The sequence below is a fragment of the Candidatus Pantoea bituminis genome, from assembly GCF_018842675.1.
Classification (GTDB): Bacteria; Pseudomonadota; Gammaproteobacteria; order Enterobacterales; family Enterobacteriaceae; genus Pantoea; species Pantoea phytostimulans.
On the sequence record NZ_JAGTWO010000004.1, the window covers coordinates 2,123,629 to 2,146,013 of the forward strand.

The 22,385-nt window shown below is 49.8% G+C and carries 13 protein-coding genes, 1 other RNA gene, 8 pseudogenes and 1 other annotated feature; of the genes and pseudogenes, 6 read left to right on the plus strand and 16 right to left on the minus strand.

Going from position 1 to position 22,385, the window contains the following annotated elements; translation table 11 throughout:
* Window positions 1-37: 37 nt before the first annotated feature.
* Window positions 38-1,153, plus strand: a complete 1,116-nt coding sequence (gene ydiK, locus KQP84_RS13725) for an AI-2E family transporter YdiK (RefSeq protein ID WP_215846941.1) — start codon at window positions 38-40, stop codon at window positions 1,151-1,153.
* A 293-nt stretch (window positions 1,154-1,446) separates the two neighbouring features.
* An RNA gene (rprA, locus tag KQP84_RS13730) (antisense sRNA RprA) lies at window positions 1,447-1,535 on the plus strand.
* A gap of 63 nt (window positions 1,536-1,598) precedes the next feature.
* Here rprA and ppsA read toward each other — a convergent pair.
* A pseudogene (ppsA, locus tag KQP84_RS13735) lies at window positions 1,599-3,982 on the minus strand (phosphoenolpyruvate synthase).
* A gap of 451 nt (window positions 3,983-4,433) precedes the next feature.
* Between ppsA and ppsR the strand changes: the two are divergent.
* Both ppsR and KQP84_RS13745 read left to right on the plus strand, forming a co-directional pair.
* Window positions 4,434-5,261, plus strand: coding sequence for a posphoenolpyruvate synthetase regulatory kinase/phosphorylase PpsR (ppsR, locus tag KQP84_RS13740; RefSeq protein ID WP_215846942.1), 828 nt, complete (start codon window positions 4,434-4,436; stop codon window positions 5,259-5,261).
* Window positions 5,262-5,424: 163 nt separating this feature from the next.
* Entirely contained in the window at window positions 5,425-6,471 is a 1,047-nt protein-coding gene (locus tag KQP84_RS13745) for a 3-deoxy-7-phosphoheptulonate synthase (protein ID WP_215846943.1), read from the plus strand.
* A gap of 1 nt (window position 6,472) precedes the next feature.
* Here the strand turns inward: KQP84_RS13745 and KQP84_RS13750 are convergent, their stop codons facing one another.
* The 15 genes and pseudogenes from KQP84_RS13750 to KQP84_RS13820 form a co-directional block, all read right to left on the minus strand.
* Entirely contained in the window at window positions 6,473-7,909 is a 1,437-nt protein-coding gene (locus KQP84_RS13750; RefSeq protein ID WP_215846944.1) for a protein adenylyltransferase SelO, read from the minus strand.
* Between the two features lie 79 nt (window positions 7,910-7,988).
* Window positions 7,989-8,734 (minus strand): annotated as a pseudogene (locus tag KQP84_RS13755) (EAL domain-containing protein).
* A 295-nt stretch (window positions 8,735-9,029) separates the two neighbouring features.
* Window positions 9,030-9,488 (minus strand): NlpC/P60 family protein, encoded by a 459-nt coding sequence (locus KQP84_RS13760; RefSeq protein ID WP_215846945.1) that lies wholly within the window; start codon window positions 9,486-9,488, stop codon window positions 9,030-9,032.
* A 68-nt stretch (window positions 9,489-9,556) separates the two neighbouring features.
* Window positions 9,557-10,305, minus strand: a pseudogene (gene btuD, locus KQP84_RS13765) (vitamin B12 ABC transporter ATP-binding protein BtuD).
* Window positions 10,306-10,850, minus strand: a pseudogene (locus KQP84_RS13770) (glutathione peroxidase).
* A gap of 38 nt (window positions 10,851-10,888) precedes the next feature.
* A pseudogene (gene btuC, locus KQP84_RS13775) lies at window positions 10,889-11,870 on the minus strand (vitamin B12 ABC transporter permease BtuC).
* Window positions 11,871-11,961: 91 nt separating this feature from the next.
* On the minus strand, window positions 11,962-12,357 hold the full coding sequence (locus KQP84_RS13780; protein ID WP_215846947.1) for a DUF2502 domain-containing protein: 396 nt from the start codon (window positions 12,355-12,357) through the stop codon (window positions 11,962-11,964).
* Between the two features lie 202 nt (window positions 12,358-12,559).
* Complete coding sequence (gene ihfA, locus KQP84_RS13785) at window positions 12,560-12,862, minus strand: integration host factor subunit alpha (RefSeq protein WP_003853259.1); 303 nt, start codon at window positions 12,860-12,862, stop codon at window positions 12,560-12,562.
* A gap of 4 nt (window positions 12,863-12,866) precedes the next feature.
* Window positions 12,867-15,254 (minus strand): phenylalanine--tRNA ligase subunit beta, encoded by a 2,388-nt coding sequence (gene pheT, locus KQP84_RS13790; protein WP_215846948.1) that lies wholly within the window; start codon window positions 15,252-15,254, stop codon window positions 12,867-12,869.
* A 14-nt stretch (window positions 15,255-15,268) separates the two neighbouring features.
* Window positions 15,269-16,252, minus strand: coding sequence for a phenylalanine--tRNA ligase subunit alpha (pheS, locus tag KQP84_RS13795; protein WP_215846949.1), 984 nt, complete (start codon window positions 16,250-16,252; stop codon window positions 15,269-15,271).
* A gap of 71 nt (window positions 16,253-16,323) precedes the next feature.
* Window positions 16,324-16,447: a sequence feature (Phe leader region), on the minus strand.
* Window positions 16,448-16,562: 115 nt separating this feature from the next.
* Window positions 16,563-16,918 (minus strand): annotated as a pseudogene (rplT, locus tag KQP84_RS13800) (50S ribosomal protein L20).
* A gap of 40 nt (window positions 16,919-16,958) precedes the next feature.
* Complete coding sequence (rpmI, locus tag KQP84_RS13805; RefSeq protein WP_004157374.1) at window positions 16,959-17,156, minus strand: 50S ribosomal protein L35; 198 nt, start codon at window positions 17,154-17,156, stop codon at window positions 16,959-16,961.
* Between the two features lie 99 nt (window positions 17,157-17,255).
* Window positions 17,256-17,807, minus strand: coding sequence for a translation initiation factor IF-3 (infC, locus tag KQP84_RS13810; RefSeq protein WP_215848291.1), 552 nt, complete (start codon window positions 17,805-17,807; stop codon window positions 17,256-17,258).
* Window positions 17,808-17,810: 3 nt separating this feature from the next.
* Window positions 17,811-19,738 (minus strand): annotated as a pseudogene (gene thrS, locus KQP84_RS13815) (threonine--tRNA ligase).
* A gap of 244 nt (window positions 19,739-19,982) precedes the next feature.
* Window positions 19,983-20,744: a DUF481 domain-containing protein gene (locus tag KQP84_RS13820; RefSeq protein WP_215846950.1), complete on the minus strand. Its 762-nt coding sequence runs from the start codon at window positions 20,742-20,744 to the stop codon at window positions 19,983-19,985.
* A 351-nt stretch (window positions 20,745-21,095) separates the two neighbouring features.
* On the opposite strand from KQP84_RS13820, the gene ghoS reads away from it, so the two are divergent.
* Both ghoS and KQP84_RS13830 read left to right on the plus strand, forming a co-directional pair.
* Window positions 21,096-21,404, plus strand: a complete 309-nt coding sequence (ghoS, locus tag KQP84_RS13825) for a type V toxin-antitoxin system endoribonuclease antitoxin GhoS (protein ID WP_215846951.1) — start codon at window positions 21,096-21,098, stop codon at window positions 21,402-21,404.
* A gap of 86 nt (window positions 21,405-21,490) precedes the next feature.
* Window positions 21,491-22,383, plus strand: a pseudogene (locus KQP84_RS13830) (fructosamine kinase family protein).
* Window positions 22,384-22,385: the final 2 nt, after the last annotated feature.

The following is a 22,385-nucleotide window of genomic DNA, read 5'->3' on the forward strand; positions in this document are numbered from 1 at the left end:
CGGAATTGAAGGATTCAAACGAGGTCATGAGTCACTTATGAAAAGCCTGTACCGGGATATGGATCTACCGCAGATACTGTTCACCCTGATGTTTATTCTCCTGCTGATCGCTGCCTGTTTATGGGTGGTGCAGCCTTTTATTCTGGGCTTTGCCTGGGCCAGTATGGTGGTGATTGCAACCTGGCCACTGATGTTGAAGTTACAAAACCTTTTATGGGGGAGACGCTCATTAGCGGTCATCGCCATGACGATTATTTTGCTGCTGCTGTTTATCTTTCCCATCGCGTTATTGGTCAACAGCTTGATCGATAATAGCGCGCCCGTTTTTGCATGGGCAACGCAAAGCCATATGATGCCAGAGCTGACCTGGCTGAACAGCATTCCGATGATTGGCGAGAAACTTTATTCCAGCTATCACAAGTTAGTGGCAGGTGGCGGTGCGGCAATCATGACGCAAGTGCAGCCTTATATTGGCCGCACCACCGGATTTTTCGTGGCACAAGCTGGCCATTTTGGCCGCTTCATGATCCACCTTGCGGTCATGTTGCTGTTTAGCGTGTTGCTTTACTGGCGCGGTGAGCAAGCTGCACACGGTATCCGCCACTTTGCCTTTCGTATGGCAGGCAGGCGTGGTGATGCGGCAGTATTACTGGCTGGACAAGCGATTCGCGCTGTGGCGTTGGGCGTGGTGGTGACGGCGTTAGTGCAAGGCATATTGGGCGGCATTGGGCTGGCCATTTCTGGCATCCCTTACGCCACGTTGCTAACCGTATTGATGATTCTTTGCTGCCTGGTGCAAATCGGCCCGCTGTTAGTCTTGGTGCCCGCCATCATTTATCTTTACTGGAGCGGTGACACCACCTGGGGCACGGTTCTACTTATCTGGAGTTGCGTGGTCGGCACGCTGGATAACGTGCTGCGTCCGATGCTGATCCGACTAGGCGCTGACTTGCCAATGATCCTGATTTTGTCTGGCGTGATTGGCGGATTAATCGCCTTTGGCATGATTGGACTGTTTATTGGTCCCGTGGTGCTGGCAGTCTCTTATCGTCTGGTGTCAGTCTGGACGCATGAAGCTCCTCCGCCCAGCGATGATCCCTTGGCTGTGGTCGAAGAACTCGCCGAGCACGACGAAGAAAATCCAGTCGTCTAATCCCTTTATCCTTTCTCCTTACAATGATTAGGGTGGTTAATGGTAGTTAACCGCCCTGATTCTTTTTCGTCACAATATTATTTTTATCCATTAGCAAATTTTAAGAAAAAAGCCAGTTTCCGGGCAAATTACCGCTAACATGCTTAAAAAAGATTATTTTATGCACTGTTTTTTAACCCAAACGGCCTGGTAAACGTGACAAAATATTATTGGCTTTAAACTAATAAGAGGATTCTTAAAGACGCCAGAGGGCCGGGTGAATAACATGTTTCTTATGTTTTGAATCAAACCCCTGATTTCTAAAACAACCTTATTTCCCTGAGTAAGAAAAGAATTGCTGTGTGTAGTCTTTGCCCATCCCCTGTGATGGGCTTTTTTTGTCTGTCAGACAATAAAAAAGGCCAGCAATGCTGACCTTTCCCTGTATTGGTCTCTCTCGGGATGGTTATGCAGGCTTATCTAACTCTGCCAGACTCAACCAGGTTTCAACTACAGTATCTGGGTTAAGCGACAAACTGTCGATGCCCTCTTCCATAAGCCAGGCTGCGAAATCCTGGTGATCTGAAGGTCCTTGTCCACAAATACCGACATATTTCCCTTGCTTCTTCGCGGCACGAATCGCCATCGACAGCAGCGCTTTCACTGCCTCGTTGCGCTCATCGAACAGTGCAGAAACCACACCTGAGTCGCGATCTAATCCCAACGCCAGCTGCGTCATATCATTTGAGCCGATAGAGAAGCCGTCAAAATGTTGCAGGAACTGATCGGCCAGCAGAGCATTTGAAGGGATCTCACACATCATGATGATTTTCAGTCCATCTTCACCCCGTTTCAGTCCCTGGCGCGCCAGCTCTTCAACCACCGCTTCGGCTTGCGCAACGGTACGGACGAAAGGCACCATGATTTCGACGTTTTTCAGCCCCATATCATTACGCACACGTTTAACGGCTGCGCATTCCAGTGCAAAACAGTCACGGAAGCTGTCAGCAACATAACGGCCCGCGCCACGGAATCCCAGCATTGGGTTCTCTTCATGCGGTTCGTAACGCTCGCCACCCACTAAGTTGGCATACTCGTTAGATTTGAAGTCCGACAAACGCACAATAACGCGCTTCGGCGCAAAGGCTGCGCCCAGAGTTGCAATGCCTTCCGTTAGACGAGCGATATAGAACTCGATGGGATCATCAAAGCCTTTCATCATCTTGCGAATTTGCTGCTGCAGCTCAGGCGTTTGCTGATCAAATTCCAGCAACGCTTTGGGATGCACGCCAATCATGCGATTGATGATGAACTCCAGACGCGCCAGGCCGACGCCTTCATTCGGTAAACAGGCAAAATCAAAGGCGCGATCGGGATTACCGACGTTCATCATGATTTTCAGCGGCAGATCAGGCATCTCATCGACCTGCGAGCTGGTGATATCAAAATCGATTAAATCGTCGTAAACGTAGCCGGTATCCCCTTCAGAGCAGGAAACCGTCACTTTATGGCCATCTTTCAGTAAATCGGTGGCATTGCCACAACCAACAACGGCGGGAATACCCAGCTCACGTGCAATGATGGCGGCATGACAAGTACGCCCGCCGCGATTGGTGACAATGGCTGACGCCTTTTTCATGATCGGTTCCCAGTCAGGGTCGGTCATGTCTGTCACTAACACGTCGCCTTTTTCGATGCGGTTCATTTCACTGATGTCGTGGATGACTTTAACTTCACCCGCACCAATGCGATGCCCTATCGCACGACCTTCTACTACAACGTTGCCTTTGCCTTGCAGGTTATAGCGCTCCATCACCTGGCCGTTTGAACGTACCGTTTCCGGGCGCGCCTGAACGATAAACAGCTTGCCGGTATGGCCATCTTTAGCCCACTCAATATCCATTGGACGCTTGTAGTGTTGCTCAATTAACACGGCTTGATGCGCCAGCGCCTGTACTTCATCGTCGCTTAAGCTAAAGCGATCGCGTTCAGCTTCAGGCACATCTTCAATACGCACCTGTTCACCATGTTCCTGTGAATCAGCGTACACCATGCGAATTTTTTCGATCCCATGTTGCGACGCACAATCGAAGGACGATTAGCCGCAAGGGTCGGTTTATGTACGTAGAATTCATCCGGGTTGACCGCACCCTGCACCACCATTTCGCCAAGGCCGTAGGCAGCCGTGATAAACACCACCTGATCAAAGCCCGATTCAGTATCAATGGTGAACATCACACCCGCAGAAGCGAGATCAGAACGCACCATACGCTGAATACCTGCAGACAGCGCCACGCCTCGGTGATCGTAACCCTGATGCACGCGATAAGAGATAGCGCGATCGTTAAACAATGAAGCATAAACGTGCTTCACTGCAATCATCACCGCATCAATACCCTGTACGTTCAGAAACGTTTCCTGCTGACCGGCAAAAGAGGCATCAGGCATATCTTCCGCAGTGGCTGAGGAGCGCACCGCAAATGAAGCTTCCGCATCATCAGCGGAAAGTTGTTGGTAGGCTTCGAGGATGGCGGCTTCCAGCTCCGGCTGGAATGGCGTATCCACAACCCATTGACGAATCTGCTTACCGGCTTTCGCCAGTTCATCAACGTCATCAATATCGGTCTTGTCCAGCAGTTCATAGATACGCTGGTTCAGCCCGCTTTGATCGAGAAACAGATTAAATGCATAAGATGTGGTCGCATAACCATTGGGGACGGAAACACCCAGCGACGACAAGTTGGTAATCATTTCACCCAGGGAGGCATTTTTGCCTCCCACCCGATCAACATCATGCATGCCAAGCTGGTTATACCAGAGCACTAGCGGCTGTTCGCCTTTATTGGACATTGAGCTTATCCTTTAAAAATGAGTGGGCACATGGAATATCTTGCAATTTGCCAAAACAGCCTGGCACATTGCCCAAATAAAGACTAAGTGTTGAATCGTTAAAGCTAACGATAATTCTTAATTTCGGAATTGTACCTATTATTGCTGGACGTTGCGCAAACAGCTTATTTTTTGCTAACTGACTGATGGCAATGTAATTGGCTCGATTTCAGCCACTTATGCGCTATTTTTTGTTGCGCAACAGAAATCAGTGCTATTTCTGCTTTATATTGAAGTGGGCCGCAAAATAAAAATTTAAGAAACAGCATTTCATTTATTTATGCGGGATGAATCCGTATCATTATTAAAAAAATGAAATATTCATAAAAATAAAATATGGATTTTTTGTTTTACTTAATCTTATGTGAATCGTCCTATTCCTTACATTCTACGTCAGAGGCAGGCATCGATTATGAGTACTGACAGAAGCGTTTTTTATATTTCAGATGGTACTGCTATCACCGCTGAGGTGCTGGGGCATGCCGTGCTTTCGCAATTTCCGGTAAACATCACCAGCCTGACGCTACCTTTTGTGGAAAACGTCCAGCGTGCGCAAGCCGTCAAAGCGCAGATTAACGCGCTTTATCAACAAAGTGGGGTTCGGCCCTTGGTGTTCTTCTCGATTGTGACGCCAGAAGTGCGCGATATCATCGTGCAAAGTGAGGGGTTTTGTCAGGACATAGTTCAGGCACTGGTCGCACCATTGCAGCAGGAGTTGGGCTTATCACCAGCGCCTGTCGCGCACCGAACTCACGGCCTGGATGCCACCAACCTCGGTAAATACGATGCGCGTATTGCGGCAATTGATTACACCCTGGCGCACGATGACGGCATTTCGTTGCGAGGACTGGAGCAGGCGCAGGTCATTTTGCTGGGCGTGTCTCGTTGCGGTAAGACGCCCACCAGCTTATACCTGGCGATGCAGTTTGGCATCCGTGCAGCAAATTACCCGTTTATTGCAGATGATATGGATAACCTTAAATTGCCGCCTGCATTACGAGAACATCAGCACAAACTGTTTGGACTTACCATTGACCCCGAACGTCTGGCTGCCATTCGGCAGGAGCGTGCGGAAAATACCCGTTACGCCTCGATGCGCCAGTGTCGGTTGGAAGTGGGTGAAGTGGAAGCGCTGTTCCGCACGCACCAGATTCGCTATCTCAACAGCACCAACTATTCGGTTGAAGAGATCGCCACTAAAATCCTCGATATCATGGGGCTGACTCGTCGCATGTATTAATTAACCATGTATTAATTAACTACGGCGGCGATGTAAAGCGTCGCTGCCGTAAGTTATCTCCTCTTTTCGGGTACTTGGGTTGAATTCGCAGGCTAATGGTTTATTGTGACCCTCATCACTTCCCGGTATTTCACCGTTGCGAAGAACAGCTTTCGAGAAACCCATGAACAAAACTGACGAACTGCGTACAGCACGTATTGGCGGCCTGATAACGCCAGCCAGTCTGGCAGCAGAACATCCGATTTCCACGGCTATTGCCGAGAACGTTACCGCCGCACGTAAACGCATTGCGCGCATCTTAACCGGAGAAGATCCCCGCCTGCTGGTGATTATCGGCCCTTGCTCTTTGCACGATCCCGAGGCGGCCCTGGATTACGCTAAGCGCCTTAACGCGCTGCGTGAACGCTACCAGGATCGGTTGGAAATTGTGATGCGCACCTATTTCGAAAAACCGCGTACCGTGGTTGGCTGGAAAGGATTAATTTCTGACCCGGATCTTGATGGCAGTTTTGATGTGAATCGCGGCATTGGGATTGCGCGGCAGCTGCTGATTGACATTAATGCCCTCGGCCTGCCCACCGCGACTGAATTCCTCGATATGGTGATCGGCCAGTTTATTGCCGACTTGATTAGCTGGGGTGCCATCGGTGCCCGCACCACTGAAAGTCAGATTCACCGTGAAATGGCTTCTGCCCTCTCCTGCCCGGTAGGCTTCAAAAATGGGACTGACGGGAATGTGCGGATTGCCGTCGATGCCATTCGTGCCTCGCGCGCCAGCCACATGTTTTTATCACCGGATAAAAATGGCCAGATGACGATTTATCAAACCAGCGGTAATCCGCACGGCCACGTTATTCTTCGTGGTGGTAAGCAACCTAATTATCACGCCAGCGATGTCGCAGAGGCGGCAGCAAATCTGCGTGAATTCAACTTACCCGAACAATTGGTGATTGATTTCAGTCACGGTAACTGCCTGAAACAGCATCGTCGTCAACGCGATGTGGCGATTGAGGTTGCGCAACAGATTCAATCTGGTTCGCATGCGGTCGCGGGTGTAATGATTGAAAGCTTTATTGAGGAAGGCAATCAGAAAGTCGTAAGCGGCGAGCCGTTGGTTTATGGCCAGTCGATTACCGATCCTTGCCTCAGCTGGCAGGACAGCGAAGATGTGCTTGCCCTGCTGGCCGAGGCGGTTTCAAGCCGTTTTTAACTTAACTGGAACAACTCACTTCTAACGTTTTGCCCCAGTCTGGCGGTCGCTGACGATATTCAGCGGCCGTTTCATCACTGAATGGCTGCTGCAACGCCTGATGCAATTGCGCTAACGCGCTTTTTTCACCCTTCTCCGCCTCTTCAATGACCTGCTGTGCCATATAGTTACGCAACACCAGCGCCGGATTCGCCTTCTTCATGGCCGCTTGTCGTGTTTCATCGCTGACTTCGTCTTGCAACAGACGCACACGATAGCTCTCATACCAATCATCAAAAGCTTGCCGATCAATAAATTCATCACGCAAAGGTGAACGCGCCTCATTTTGTTGCGTATCGCTGAGCATGCGGAAAGTCAGGGTGTAATCGCTGTGCTCTTTGGTCATCAGCGTCAGCAGGCCGGACAATATTTCGTTATCTACGCTGTCGGCACTGAGTAAACCTAATTTAGCTCGCATGCGTTCGCCCCAGACACGCATCAGTTCAGGTTCATAATGGCTTAATGCCTGTTTAAGCTGCTCGGTACTCATTAACCCTGACAGAGCATGTGCCAGACGATTGAGGTTCCATAATCCAATCATGGGCTGATTTTCGAAGCTGTATCGTCCCTGGTAATCGCTGTGATTACAAATAAAGTCGGGCTGATAATCATCAAGAAAACCAAAAGGACCGTAATCCAGCGTCAAACCCAAAATCGACATGTTGTCGGTATTCATCACGCCGTGCGCAAATCCCACGCTCTGCCATTGCGCAATCATTCCAGCGGTGCGTTTTACCACGTCAGTGAACCACAACAGATAACGGTCGTGTTCATCAACCCATTGCGGCCAGTGATGACGAATAGCGTACTCCGCCAACAGCTGCACTTTGTCTTGCTGGTTGCTGTAATAGAAATGCTCAAAATGACCGAAGCGTAGATGACTCTCTGCGATGCGCATTAGCATGGCACCGCGCTCGGTAGTTTCGCGGCGTACCGGTTCATCACCAATCGCAATTGTCAGCGCGCGTGAGGTAGGAATACCTAAATGGTGTAATGCTTCAGAGGCTAAAAATTCACGCACCGTTGAGCGAATCACTGCGCGGCCATCACCCATACGCGAATAAGGCGTCAGACCTGCCCCTTTTAAATGCCAGTCAAGTTTACTGCCATCAGCTAAACGCTGTTCGCCAAGTAAAATGCCGCGCCCATCGCCCAATTGGCCAGCCCAAACGCCAAATTGATGACCGCTATAGACTTGTGCCAAGGGCTGCATACCGGGTAACAACGCAGCGCCATGCCAGACACCGTGGCCCTCGCCTGCAAATAAGGTCTCGTCCAGTTCCATGGCGCGCGCTAAGGGCGCATTGTGGTAAAGCAAGCGTCCGCCTTCCAGCGGTGTAGGATTCAGGGCGGTGTAACATCCTTTCAGCTCATGAAACCAACTGTTGTCGAATAACATAGTTTCTCCCGAGCAGCGCTCATTTCACGCTGTCGTTATAAAACCTTCAGTGTAACGTCGAAAACAGAGTTTAGACAGGTTATAGCGGCTGCTGTGACGTGCTCAGGCAGGTATAGGCGTACAAGAGTTCCTCAAGTGAATCAGACTTAACCACCGGGAATAGGGCCCCTTGTAAATCCGCACCCGATAATTTATTTACCTTATTCAGTAATTGATCATCATCTACACCACAAATTATCATTTGCTCACAGTGAGAACGAAAGTTATCAAGAATGCTTTGAATAAAGGATGGGAAGGACGCGCGTTTAGCCAGTGAATGAATAAATTGTTTATCCATTTTTATGCAGCTAAATAAATTATCGTAAACCGCGTTAGCTGGAGATTTCCCTGCACCAAAATGCGAAAGTGATAATCGGAATTGCTGATAAAGGGCGGCGATTAAAGGATCGTTGAGACCTTGTGCTAAATGTGGAAAGGATTCGCTTAAATCTAATAACAGAAAGGAGAGCTGTTTTATTTTCCGCGTCAGGAAATCACTTTCAAGGAGGGTTTGAGCCATATTAGCGTCAACACGCATCAAGGCCACCACACCCTGCGCCTCAAAAAAGCTTGGTGCTTTTCAAGCAGCAAAATTTGACTTTGCAACAGACGCAGTTGCTGCGCTTCATCAAGCTGCGGCAACAGCAAGTCCTGCGGCAAGGTGATAGGCGCACTTTCATGGATGAACTGAGTGACCAGCTCAACCGCGGTTAACTGCCCATTTAATGCATAAGCAGGATAAAGCCAAATCTCCGACTGGTAGTCGGCGGATATGTGAATTTTCATTTCTGGAGCCAGTATATGTGGCGATTGGCGCATCGTATATGATTGAAAACAAGCAGGCAATAGATCCAAATCATGGAAGAGGCGGTAACTTAATACCTCAGTTTCACTTTGCTGCCCGACATCCAACCTTAAGCCAAATAAACCGGGACGTACTCCGGTTGGGATTGAAAATAAATTTTCAGCGCTATTGTTATAATTAAAAACCCTTCGGGTAAAGTACCATTCTAAATAAGAGCCTAAAAAAGGCGGTTTCGTCTGATTTAATTGGCCTTAAAAATGGCAATATGCGCTATAGCTATATGCGCCTTGCCTGCCAAAACACTTTTCGCCAGTAGACATTATCTAATGATGACCGAATAACCCCTTGGCTGGTCGAGGCGTGAATGAAAGCGTTGTCGGTGTCATAGATCCCTACATGCAAACCGTTTTCGCCACCGCCGGTTTTGAAGAAAACTAAATCGCCTGGCAAGAGGTCGTCTTTATCGATGCGCGTTCCCATATCACTTTGTGCCCTTGTGGTGCGCGGCAACTGAAGCGCAAATTTATCGCGAAAAGTCAGATAGACAAAGCCAGAACAATCGATACCACGGCGGCTCATGCCACCATAACGATACGGCGTACCGTGCCAGTGACCCAGTTGGTCATCAAGTTGCGCAATCACGGTGATTGAATCGGAAAGACGTCCGTTAACCGGCGGCGCGTGATGACTACAGCCCGCTAACAGCAGCACTAAAATGAGCAATCCCATCCGCATCGCAGAACGTCCTTTTTAAAATTGTAACCGCGTTAATGTAGCGGCAAAGCGCTGTGCGTGGCAAGCCGTCACGGCATGACAGTGAGCAGCGTGCGCCCTTCCAGTTCCAGCTGACGAAACGTGATGTGATACAAGGGTGACAGGCGCTCTGGCGTCAAAACGCGTGAAGGTTCACCCTGCGCCATGAGCTTGCCTCGATGCAGCAACCACGCGCTATCAGCATGGAGCAGGCTGTGGTTGAGATCGTGGCTACTGGCAATAACGCAGATACCTGCCTGACACAGTTCTTTAATGACCTCATCCACCGCTTTTTGCTGTGCAATGTCGAGTGCAGTCATCGGCTCATCAAGGATCAGCAAGCGACCTTGCGCATTAATCCGCGGGTCGACTTGTGCGCAGGCCGCGACCAAACGCACACGCTGCCACTCGCCACCGGAAAGCTCGGTTAACGATCGCCTGAGTTTGTCGCGTAGTTGGAATTTATCCAGTAATTCAGTGAGCCGTTGATCGGCCTGCGGCAGTGTAGATTGCAGATGCAGACGTATATAGTGATAAACCGGCATTGGGCTGAGGGGAATGTGCTGCTGCGGTAACCACGCACGCAGCTGAGCTAATGCAGATCCGCGCCATTCATGCAATGGATTACCCAATAAACTGGCTTCGCCATCATAAGGTTGTAAACCGGCTAACAGCGCAAGTAAGGTGCTTTTCCCGGCCCCATTTGGCCCAACAACATGCATTAACTTACCGCTGTGTAATTCGGCGGTAAAGGCAGCAGCCGTCCAGAGACGGCTGCGTCTTTCAGGCTAAAGAACATCTATTTTGCTAAAGCCGCTTTAATCGTTTCGAGAATAATCGGATCTTCTGGCAACATATCAGGCGCAAATCGCTGTACCACCTGTCCATCGCGACCAATCAGGAATTTTTCGAAATTCCACAGGATATCGCCTGTAGCCTTAGGTGCACGCCCTTTACTTACCTGGCGCTCGTAAAAACCACTGCCCTCTGGGCGCACCGCATCGGGTTTTGCTGCTGTCAATAACGCATACAGCGGATGGCGGCTTTCTCCATTGACGTCCGTTTTGGCAAACATCGGGAAAGTCACGCCATAGGTGGTACTGCAAAAAGTTTTGATCTCTTCACTGCTGCCCGGCTCTTGCTCAAGAAACTGGTTGCAAGGGAAACCCAATACGCTAAAACCCTGATCCTGCCAGGCTTTATGGATGTTCTCCAGCTCTTCATACTGAGGTGTTAAACCGCATTTTGACGCTACGTTAACGACCAACAATACTTTGCCTTGCCACTGAGACAGTGAGGTTTTTCCCCATCAAGCGTAACCAGTTCAGTTTGATAAATGCTCATAACGAATTCCTGTTGTTGATGCATTAAGCCAGCCGAAGCTAGCGCGAAGATTTCACTAATAGCGCAATAAACAGAGGCGCGCCAAGCGTTGCCGTGACCACACCAATCGGCAGTTCGGCGGAGGTTAACACCAGACGAGCAATAATATCAGCACCCAGCAGCACGCTGGCACCCGCTAATGCCGCTGCCGGTAATAAATAGCGATGATCGCTTAATCCACTCAGCCGTAATAAATGCGGAATGACCAAACCGACAAAACCAATTGCGCCAGCCATCGCCACGCTTACGCCGACCAGCCATCCCATCGCCAGCACCAGTATATTGCGCCAGAAAAAAGCGACAGGCCGAGCTGGCGTGCTGAAGTTTCTCCCAACGCCAACAGATTAAGCACGCGTGATGTTTGAGTCAGCGCCAACGTCACGGGCAATAAAGCCAACATCATCCAGCCATAGCGCCAGTCGATACCGCTGAAGCCCCCATCATCCAATACATCAACTGCCGTAAATCGAGGCTGGTACTGAAGTAAACGGCCCAGGTCATGATGGCGCTGCAGATAATGCCCAAGGCGACGCCAGTTAACAGCAAACGCGTGACCGAGAGCTGACGATGAGCAAAATGCAGCAAAATTAAGGTAATGATCAGGGCACCTGAGATGGCTGCCAGACTGAGACTCCACAATGAACCGCTGCCTAGCAGCACGCCAAGCACCAAGCCAATGCCAGCGCCATTAGATACGCCAAGTAATCCCGGCTCTGCCAGCGGATTAGTAAACAGTGCCTGCATCACCACGCCACACACCGCTAACGCGGCACCGACCAGCATCACCGCTAAGGTACGCGGCATGCGCAATTGCCAGACAAAGAGCTTGCCGCTGTCGCTCATCCACTGTGAAGGTGCGATCCAACTGTCACCCGCACACAGACTAAAAAATAACAATATAAGCAGCATGAAACCTAAGCCGTATAACCATTTTTGGCTACGACGATCGGCCTGACGGGCGAGCTGGTCTAGCAGAGACATAAGCAGGATTGGCTGAGAAAACAGAGATTTGATTGTAGTGGGATTGTAAAAAAAGAAAGGATAGAGAAGCGGCGCCTGAGGCGCCGCAAACTTATTTATGTGGTGGAATCGGTTGACCGTTGTTGCCATGACCATTGTTGTCATGATTTTGCTGCGGTTTAGCCTGATTCTGCTGGGTGTTATGAGTCTGCGGTTTGTTGTCATGCCGCTGTGGTGCTTTTGCTGGCTGACGATTGCCTGGATGCTGTGACTGCCAACCATTTCCATTCCAGTAACCATGCGGGCCTTTCAGGCCAACGTGGCGCCCCTGATGCTGCTTCCACCAGGTAGGCTGACGCCAGTCAAAACCGTCCCAGTAATAACCGCGATTATCGCGATCGCCAATATGGACGGAAACGCCCGGCGTGTTAATGCTCACGGAAACATTTGCGTTTGCTAGCAGCGGCATGCCTAACAGGATGCTTAATAAAATAGCTGTCTTTTTCATCAGCCTGACCTCTTGTTATGTGATGGCGCTGTTATAACAAAAGCCGCCGGCAGGTCACTATCAGTAGGTGCTGATTTTCCAGATGTTTTCCAGAAGCTTACATAATCCTGACAGAGTGAAGATATTGTGAGCGCTTATAAGGTTATCTGCGGACGCTGGATATGAAAAAGGCCGCTTTCGCGGCCTTTTTTGAATACTGAAATTAGTCAGTTTCTTTGGGTGTAGCGTTCTCGACGCGGCTTTTCAGCTTCTGCCCTGGACGGAATGTCACGACGCGACGCGCAGTGATTGGGATATCTTCTCCCGTCTTCGGGTTTCTGCCTGGACGCTGGTTTTTGTCTCGCAGGTCGAAATTACCAAACCCAGACAATTTTACCTGTTCTCCATTTTCCAAAGCGCGACGCACCTCCTCGAAAAACAGCTCCACTAACTCTTTTGCATCGCGTTTGCTAAGCCCGAGTTTCTCAAACAGGTATTCTGACATTTCAGCTTTTGTAAGCGCCATAGGTTCAATCCCTCAAGGTTGCCTGGAATCGCTCTTTTAATGCCGCAACGCATTTGCCAACGGTCGCGGCAATCTCCTCTTCTTCGAGTGTCCGGCTGGTATCCTGCAAAATCAGGCTGATAGCGAGGCTCTTAAAGCCCTCGGAAACGCCCTTACCGCGGTACACGTCAAACAAGTTTACGCCAACTACCTGATTTACGCCAACTTTCTTACACTCCGCGATGATATCTGCTGCTGGGACGTTTTCAGCCACCACAACGGCGATATCACGACGGTTTGCCGGGAAGCGTGAAATCTCGCGCGCGTCAGGCAGGACGCGGTCTGCAACCTTATTCCAAAGCAGTTCAAAGACTAAGGTGCGACCATTGAGATCAAGCTTACGTTCCAGCTCAGGATGAACCACCCCGATAAATCCGATTCGTTCATCCTGTAAATAAATGGCTGCGCTTTGCCCCGGATGCAGTGCCGGATTGGCTTCTGCACGGAAGCTAATGTTATCCAGTTTGCCGGTTAAATCGAGCAGCGATTCTAAATCGCCTTTTAAATCATAGAAGTCAACCGACTGACGCGCCAGATCCCAATGCTCTTCGTTACGATTACCGCTCAATACGCCAGACAGCATAAGATCCTGACGAATACCTAAATCGGCTTGTGTATCCGGCACAAAGCGTAATCCGCTTTCAAAGAAGCGAACGCGGCTCTGCTGGCGATTCTGGTTGTAGACCACCGCACTCAACAATCCAGTCCACAGTGACAGGCGCATAGTCGACATGTCGCTGGAAATCGGGCTTGGCAGGATCAGCGCTTCTTCACCCGGATGCAGCAGCTGTTGAATTTTCGGATCAACAAAGCTGTAGGTGATCGCTTCCTGATAACCTTTATCAACCAGCAAGGTTTTGGCACGCTTCAGGGAAAGATTCGCTTCACGATGCTGAGTCATGATCAAACCAGCCTGAACCGGCACGTCTGGGATGTTGTTGTAGCCGTAAATGCGCGCGACTTCTTCAATCAGATCTTCTTCAATCGTCATGTCGAAACGCCAGCTTGGCGCAACGGCTTTCCACTCACCTTCGCTCACAGTGACCTGGCAACCCAGGCGCGTCAGAATATCCGTCACCTGATCGTCTGCAATCGCATGACCAATGAGGCGATCGAGTTTTTCACGACGCAAAATAATAGTGGCCCGCGGCGGCAAAGATGCCTGGTGCGTCTGGTCGATTATCGGACCCGCTTCGCCCCCACAAACGTCCAGCAGTAGCTGCGTAGCGCGTTCCAATGCTTTGTGCTGCAACGCCGGATCAACACCGCGTTCGTAGCGATGCGAGGCATCGGTGTGCAAACCTTGACGGCGTGCACGCCCCGTAATCGCCAGCGGATCGAAAAAGGCACATTCAAACAGGATGTTTTGCGTTTCAGTATTTACACCAGAATGCTCGCCACCAAAAATACCGGCCATTGCCAGCGCTTTATGATGATCGGCAATGACCAGCGTGTCGCTGCTCAATTTGGCTTCAGTACCGTCCAGTAACGTTAAGGTTTCACCTTCTTTCGCCATACGCACCACTATTCCGCCATCAATGCGGTCAAGGTCGAAGGCGTGCATCGGCTGGCCCAGCTCCAGCAGGACGTAGTTAGTGATATCAACCACCGGATCGATAGATCGAATACCACAGCGACGTAGCTTTTCTTTCATCCACAACGGTGTGGAGGCAGCAACGTTAACGCCCTTCACTACGCGGCCCAAATAGCGTGGGCAAGCTTCTGTTGCATCAACGCGAATCGGGAAAGTGTCATTGATGGTCGCAGCAACCGAATTGATTTCCGGTGCGTTGAGCGGTAAACCATTCAATACCGCGACATCGCGGGCGATACCGATGATACCGAGGCAATCTGCGCGGTTTGGCGTCACGCTGATTTCAATGGTGTTGTCATTGAGCTGCAGATATTCACGAATATCGGTGCCAATCGGCGCCTCTGCAGGCAGTTCAATAATGCCGTTATGGTCATCTGAAATACCCAGCTCTGAGAATGAACACAGCATGCCTTCAGACGGCTCACCACGCAGTTTTGCGGCTTTGATTTTGAAGTCACCCGGCAGCACTGCGCCAACGGTAGCCACTGCGACTTTGAGGCCCTGGCGGCAGTTTGGTGCGCCACAGACGATGTCCAGTAGGCGCTCGCCACCTACATTGATTTTGGTGACACGCAGTTTGTCGGCATTCGGATGCTGTCCGCATTCAACAACTTCACCCACTACCACGCCATGAAACGCGCCAGCAACAGGATCTACGCCATCGACCTCTAAACCTGCCATGGTGATTTGCTCAGACAGCGCTGCGCTGTCCAGGGCTGGATTTACCCATTCGCGTAACCAGAGTTCACTGAATTTCATTGGATAACCTGCCCTTACTTAAATTGTTTGAGGAAACGTAAATCATTTTCGAAGAAAGCACGCAGATCGGTTACGCCATAGCGCAACATGGTTAGACGCTCCATGCCCATACCAAATGCAAAGCCGGAATAGATTTCAGGATCGATGCCTACGTTACGCAGAACGTTCGGGTGCACCATGCCGCAGCCCAATACTTCAAGCCACTTGCCGTTTTTACCCATTACATCGACTTCTGCTGATGGCTCGGTAAAGGGAAAATAGGAAGGACGGAAGCGGATCTGCAAATTCTCTTCAAAGAAGTTGTTCAGGAAATCGTGCAATGTGCCTTTCAGATTGGTAAAGCTGATGTTTTTATCGACAATCAGGCCTTCCATCTGATGGAACATTGGCGTGTGCGTTTGGTCGTAATCGTTACGATACACGCGCCCTGGCGCAATGATACGAATGGGTGGCTGCTGCTCTTTCATGGTACGAATCTGTACACCCGAAGTTTGCGTGCGCAGCAGGCGCGTAGCATCAAACCAGAAGGTATCGTGATCGGCACGAGCGGGATGGTGCCCCGGAATATTCAGCGCATCAAAGTTATGATAATCATCTTCAATTTCTGGGCCGGTAACGACTGCGAAACCTAACTCACCAAAAAAGTTTTCGATACGATCAATGGTGCGCGTAACCGGATGCAAGCCACCATTTTCAGTGCGGCGACCCGGCAGAGATACGTCGATGGTTTCTGCTGCCAGACGTGCATTCAGTGCTGCAGATTCCAGCGCATCTTTGCGCGCAGTCAGATGCTCAGTCACTTGCTGCTTGGCTTCATTGATTACCGCGCCTGCTGCTGGGCGCTCTTCTGCCGGCAGCTCGCGTAGTGTGGTCATCTGAAGCGTCAGATATCCTTTCTTACCCAAATATTCGACGCGTACTGCGTCAAGGGCGGCGATATCCGTCGACCCGTCAATGGCCGCCGTGGCTTTGGCCACCAGTTCTGCGAGTTGGGACATGTTTTCCTCTTCTTCCAGTCAGGCTGGTCAGTTCTCGTTGGGACCTGCTGGTCCAATGTACTATCGCCAGAAACAAAAAAGCCTCCACGAGGGAGGCTTTCGGCGCGATTTTTCGTTTCTTTTCTTATGCGCAAAAGCCCCTAATGTCAGGCGCTAAAGTAAAAAAGAAACGGAAAATAGCAGCATTCATGCTTGCGGTTACCTTGTTATTAATTAAGGGTGCTATTGAAATGCGCAGCGGTGAAAATGTCAATCTTTTGCTTGAGTTACAGGCAATAAAAAAGGGAGCAAGCTCCCTTTTTCAACTGACTTACGCCAGAGCTGATTTCGCTTTTTCAACAAGTGCAGAGAATGTCACTTTGTCGAATACGGCGATGTCGGCCAGGATTTTACGGTCAATTTCAATGGCAGCTTTTTTCAGACCATTGATGAAACGGCTGTAAGACATACCGTTCTGACGCGCCGCAGCGTTGATACGTGCGATCCACAGCTGACGGAACTGACGCTTACGTTGACGACGGTCACGGTAAGCATACTGACCAGCTTTGATAACAGCCTGGAAGGCAACGCGGTATACACGTGAACGTGCACCGTAATAGCCTTTAGCTTGTTTTAAGATTTTTTGTGACGTGCGCGAGCAACTACACCACGTTTAACGCGAGCCATATGAGCTCTCCTGTTCTATATTCTGTTTAAAAAAATGGACTTATGCGTACGGCAGGCAGGCAATAACCAGACCCAGATCGCCTTTAGAAACCATGCCTTTAGGGCGCAGGTGACGTTTACGCTTAGTAGATTTTTTAGTCAGAATATGACGCAGGTTTGCGTGTTTACGCTTGAAGCCGCCAGAAGCGGTCTTCTTGAAGCGCTTAGCCGCGCCACGTACAGTTTTAATCTTTGGCATTTTAAAAATATCCACTTCGCATTGTTAATAACATGACCCAGACAGGCGAACACATCCCCGCACAGCGCGAACGCTGCGCGGTTGGTGTTACTTGAAAGCCTACTGTTTCTTCTTAGGTGCGAGCACCATGATCATCTGGCGGCCTTCAATCCTCGAAGGGAAAGATTCAACAATGGCCAATTCCAGATCTTCACACAGATCTTTACGGACGCGATTAAGCACTTCCATACCGATCTGCTGGTGCGCCATCTCACGACCGCGAAAACGCAGCGTGATTTTGGCTTTATCGCCTTCTTCCAGAAAGCGAATCAGGTTGCGTAGTTTGACCTGATAGTCGCCATCATCGGTTCCAGGACGGAATTTAATTTCCTTAACCTGAATAACTTTTTGCTTCTTCTTCTGTTCCTTAGAAGATTTGCTTTTCTCATAGAGGAACTTGCCGTAGTCCATGATGCGGCAAACCGGCGGTTCGGCATTCGGGCTGATTTCTACTAAATCAACGCCCGATTCCTCAGCTTTTTCCAAAGCTTCACGTAGACTGACAATGCCAAGCTGCTCGCCATCAACGCCTGTTAGGCGCACTTCTGTCGCGCGGATTTCACTGTTGATTCGATTTGGACGCGTCGGTTGTACTCGTTTTCCGCCTTTAATACTTTATTCCTCCAATTGGTGAAGATTTCGGCTGCGAATTTCTTGTTGCAGTTTCTCAACAAACACATCGACATCCATCGACCCAAGGTCTTTACCACGGCGGGTGCGAACGGCCACTTTGCCAGCTTCCACCTCTTTATCACCACAGACCAACATATAAGGGACGCGACGCAATGTGTGTTCGCGGATTTTAAAGCCTATCTTCTCGTTTCTCAAGTCTGCTTTTACACGAATGCCAGCATTCTGCAACTTACGTGTCAAAGACTCAACATATTCTGCTTGTCCGTCGGTAATATTCATTACTACAGCTTGCAGCGGTGCCAACCAGGTAGGGAAGAAACCGGCAAACTCCTCGGTCAAAATGCCAATGAAGCGCTCCATCGAACCCAGAATCGCGCGGTGAATCATCACTGGCGTCTGACGGTCGTTGTTTTCACCCACATAAGTGGCTTCTAAACGCTTCGGCAGTGAGAAGTCTAGCTGAACTGTCCCGCACTGCCAGGCACGATCAAGGCAATCGTACAAGGTGAATTCGATTTTAGGACCATAGAAAGCGCCTTCGCCAGGTTGGAATTCGAACTCAATATTGTTCTCGTTCAACGCAGCAGCAAGGTCTTCCTCGGCACGGTCCCACATGTCATCGGTGCCAATACGCTTTTCTGGACGGGTAGATAATTTTACCACAATCTTTTCAAAGCCGAAGGTGCTGTACATGTCATAAACCATGCGAATACAGCTATTCACTTCGTCACGAACTTGCTCTTCAGTACAAAAAACGTGGGCGTCGTCTTGGGTAAAGCCACGTACACGCATCAAACCATGTAACGCACCTGATGGCTCGTTACGGTGGCAGCTACCAAACTCAGCCATACGCAGCGGTAGATCGCGGTACGACTTCAAGCCTTGGTTGAAGATCTGCACGTGGCCCGGGCAGTTCATCGGCTTGATACAATATTCACGGTTCTCAGATGAGGTGGTGAACATCGCTTCTTTATAGTTCTCCCAATGCCCGGTTTTTTCCCAGAGCACGCGATCCATCATAAATGGACCTTTAACTTCTTGATACTGATATTCTTTAAGCTTGCTGCGAACAAACACTTCTAGCTCGCGGAAGATGGTCCAGCCGTCATTATGCCAGAACACCATACCCGGCGCTTCTTCCTGCATATGGTAGAGGTCAAGCTGCTTACCAATCTTACGATGGTCGCGTTTTGCAGCCTCTTCCAAACGTTGCAGATAAGCCGCCAACTGCTTTTTATCTGCCCAGGCGGTACCGTAAATACGCTGCAGCATCTTATTATTGCTGTCACCGCGCCAGTACGCACCGGAAATTTTCTGCAATTTAAAATGATGGCAGAAACGCATATTCGGCACGTGCGGACCGCGGCACATGTCGATGTATTCTTCGTGATGATACAGGCCAGGATGATCGTCATGGCTGATGTTCTCATCAAGGATGGTGGTTTTATAAACTTCACCACGCGCGGCAAAGACGTCGCGTGCTTCCTGCCAACTCACTTTTTCTTCACAACATCATAATTGGACTCAGCCAACTGATGCATGCGTTTTTCCAGCAGGTCGATATCTTCCTGGGTCAGGGTACGATCAATGTCGACATCATAATAGAAGCCGTTATCAATCACCGGACCAATCGCCATTTTTGTGTCTGGCCACAGCTGCTTAATCGCATGGCCCAACAGATGCGCACAGGAGTGACGAATAATTTCCAGACCAGCTTCGTCTTTCGCAGTGATGATGGCGACAGAGGCGTCTTCGGTGATGGGATCAACTGCATCAACCATCTCACCGTTTACACGCCCAGCAATGCAGGCCTTGGCTAAGCCTGGACCAATATCCAGCGCGATATCCATGACACTGACAGGGCGATCAAAAGAGCGCTGGCTGCCATCAGGAAGCGTAATTACAGGCATTTCATATCCTTAATTGCAGTGGTAAGCCACACGAAAGCCTACATGCACATTGAGTAAATTTATTTGCCTGGCGTAATGTCAGACCCACATTGTCGGAATGACGCCAGGATTGTAGTGCGGCGCAGATGATAGCAGTTTTACGCGAGGAGAAAAACCCATGCCTTTTCACCTAAGCCTTGGAGAGATCAAAAAAGCAGCCTGACATCAAGCCAGGCTGCTTTTAACCAAGATCGCTAAATCGCGATTACATCGCGTAAGAAAGCATGATCGATGTTTTGGTATCGGTGCGATCTGGCGCAGATTCTGGCGGATTGTTATTCCAGGTCACGTTATAAGCCAGTTTCAACGCGAAGTGATCGTTGATCGCTACCTGCAGGCCAGTTTCTGAGTTCAGCGTGGTATCTTCACCGAAGCTGCTTAATACAGACACACCTTGTACGAACTTGGTGGTGTCAGTCAGCTGCCACTGGTAGCTAACAGCGCCATAACCCAACGCTTTAGTTTCATGTCCACCGTCGTGGAAATCGTCATAGCGTACACCCGGACCGAATTCAGCACGCAGCGAATGCACTGGACCATTCAGAAGCTGACGACCATAACCCGCGGTTAACACGTCACGTGAATCGTAACCGTTGAAACGGTCGCTCAACCAGCTTGCCTGACCAAACAGGTAATCGTAGTTGCTCACGTTATAACGGCTACGGCCGCCAATGTTGTAGGTTTCGGAAGAGCGCTCATCGTTAGATGAGGTATTAGCCGCATTGCCCCACAAGCTATAAGCCATTGAGCTTTTATACCAGGTCATGTTGGTTTGCGCGGTCAGCGATGAGCTGGTGGTGTTACCGGTTTGAGCCAGATAACCTGCAGCCGCAGAACCTTCAAACGGTTTTTTGGCCGTGGAAGGATCATCCATAGACGTAAAGACGGCGTTATCGGCCAATGCCTGATGACAAAACGCTCCAGCAGAGAGCAAAAGAACAGCAGACAGCTTGTTGAAGGCTTTCATTAAATGTGATCCGTGCGACAGTTTAAAAAACGGAGAGTTTGAAGTGTTTCCTAAGTCAAGCAATGCAATTTACGGTAAGATTTGTAAACAAATGTTAACACTGCAAAAAGCGTGCTTTTTGGCCTGACACCGCTTGATTATTGGGATCCTTCTGATTAACGCGGGGCATTATAGTGGGCAGTTAACGCAAATACATCCTGATAAACAGAAGATTTTTCTTAAGCTGCATTTATCGCCTTACATCTCTTTACTCGCGAAATGAACAAAAGTTTGATCTCATCTCCTTAATAACTCGCCCATTTTTTCATCGTAGTCTACGCTGAGGACAGTAAAAACACGTGGAGGTGAAGAATGAGTAGCCAATCGTTAACCCGTTATATTGTGACCTTTCATTTTCAAGAATCTGGTCTAGGCGATATTCTCGAATTGACCAGCAGCATGACGTCAGCAGGCTTCACTACCACGCTGACGGATGATGAAGGGCATCCCCACGAACTGGGTACCAACAGTTTTGGTATCGTCACAACCCTTGAAGAAGCGGAATTGAAACAGCAGGCCACGGCGGCAGGTGAAAGCATTTTAGGAAAGCCTCCTGAAGTGACTATTTCAACGCTGGACGCTTTCTTACAAGACGCCGCGAATAAAAGTTCTTCTCCTTAACCAGATAAGCCGTGCATACGCGGCGGTTTTGGTGAATATTTAAGCGTGACAATCGATCTTACGCAGCGAATAAAGAGGATAGCCCAATGTGGTCAGCCATTAGTCGTCTGTTAAGCGAGCAGTTAGGCAACGCCGAAATCACACAACGCCATGAACTCCCCGGCGGAGACGTCCATCCCGCCTGGCATGTTCGCTATGGCGAGCACGACGTGTTCGTCAAATGCAACAGCCGCGAAATGTTATCGCTGTTTACCTGGGAAGCCGATCAACTGGCGCTGCTTGAGCGCACGCAAACTGTGCGCGTGCCTAAGGTTTATGGTGTAGGAAGCTATCGCGATGACAGCTTTCTCCTGCTTGAGTACATCGCTCCGCAACCGTTGGATGAACAAAGTGCTTTTCAGCTAGGCAGGCAGCTGGCACATCTGCATCAGTGGAGCGAACAAACTCAGTTCGGCCTCGACTTCGATAACAACATCACTACAACCCCCAACCCAACAGCTGGTTACGCCGCTGGTCAGTTTTCTTTGCTGAACAACGCATTGGTTGGCAACTGCAACTTGCGGCTGAAAAAGGGGTTCAGTATGGTGATACAGACCTGATTGTGGCCTGCGTTCAGCGTGTGCTGGCTTCCCATCATCCGCAACCTTCCCTGCTTCACGGCGATCTCTGGCCTGCAAACTGCGCTAGCAGTGTACAAGGCCCGTGGATTTTTGATCCGGCCTGTTACTGGGGCGATCGTGAATGTGATTTGGCAATGCTGACCTGGTTTGAGGATTTACCGCGTCAGATTTATGAGGGTTATCAGGCAGTTTGGCCGTTGCCAGATGGTTTTTCACAGCGACAACCGGTTTATCAACTCTACTATTTGTTGAATCGCGCCAATGTCTTTGGTGGTAACTGGCTTGGCGAAGCGCAATTCGCCATTGGCCAGTTATTAGATGAAGATGAGTTAACACAGCATCAGGCCAAACCGGCCTGATT

What these genes read in the sequence shown, in the direction of transcription:
- ppsR (WP_215846942.1), top strand. Translation starts at nt 4,434, where the DNA reads ATGAGTACTGACAGAAGCGTTTTTTATATTTCAGATGGTACTGCTATC.
- ghoS (WP_215846951.1), top strand. Translation starts at nt 21,096, where the DNA reads ATGAGTAGCCAATCGTTAACCCGTTATATTGTGACCTTTCATTTTCAA.
- KQP84_RS13745 (WP_215846943.1), top strand. Translation starts at nt 5,425, where the DNA reads ATGAACAAAACTGACGAACTGCGTACAGCACGTATTGGCGGCCTGATA.
- ihfA (WP_003853259.1), bottom strand. Translation starts at nt 12,862, where the DNA reads ATGGCGCTTACAAAAGCTGAAATGTCAGAATACCTGTTTGAGAAACTC.
- rpmI (WP_004157374.1), bottom strand. Translation starts at nt 17,156, where the DNA reads ATGCCAAAGATTAAAACTGTACGTGGCGCGGCTAAGCGCTTCAAGAAG.
- pheS (WP_215846949.1), bottom strand. Translation starts at nt 16,252, where the DNA reads ATGTCCCAACTCGCAGAACTGGTGGCCAAAGCCACGGCGGCCATTGAC.
- KQP84_RS13780 (WP_215846947.1), bottom strand. Translation starts at nt 12,357, where the DNA reads ATGAAAAAGACAGCTATTTTATTAAGCATCCTGTTAGGCATGCCGCTG.
- KQP84_RS13750 (WP_215846944.1), bottom strand. Translation starts at nt 7,909, where the DNA reads ATGTTATTCGACAACAGTTGGTTTCATGAGCTGAAAGGATGTTACACC.
- pheT (WP_215846948.1), bottom strand. Translation starts at nt 15,254, where the DNA reads ATGAAATTCAGTGAACTCTGGTTACGCGAATGGGTAAATCCAGCCCTG.
- KQP84_RS13760 (WP_215846945.1), bottom strand. Translation starts at nt 9,488, where the DNA reads ATGCGGATGGGATTGCTCATTTTAGTGCTGCTGTTAGCGGGCTGTAGT.
- KQP84_RS13820 (WP_215846950.1), bottom strand. Translation starts at nt 20,744, where the DNA reads ATGAAAGCCTTCAACAAGCTGTCTGCTGTTCTTTTGCTCTCTGCTGGA.
- ydiK (WP_215846941.1), top strand. Translation starts at nt 38, where the DNA reads ATGAAAAGCCTGTACCGGGATATGGATCTACCGCAGATACTGTTCACC.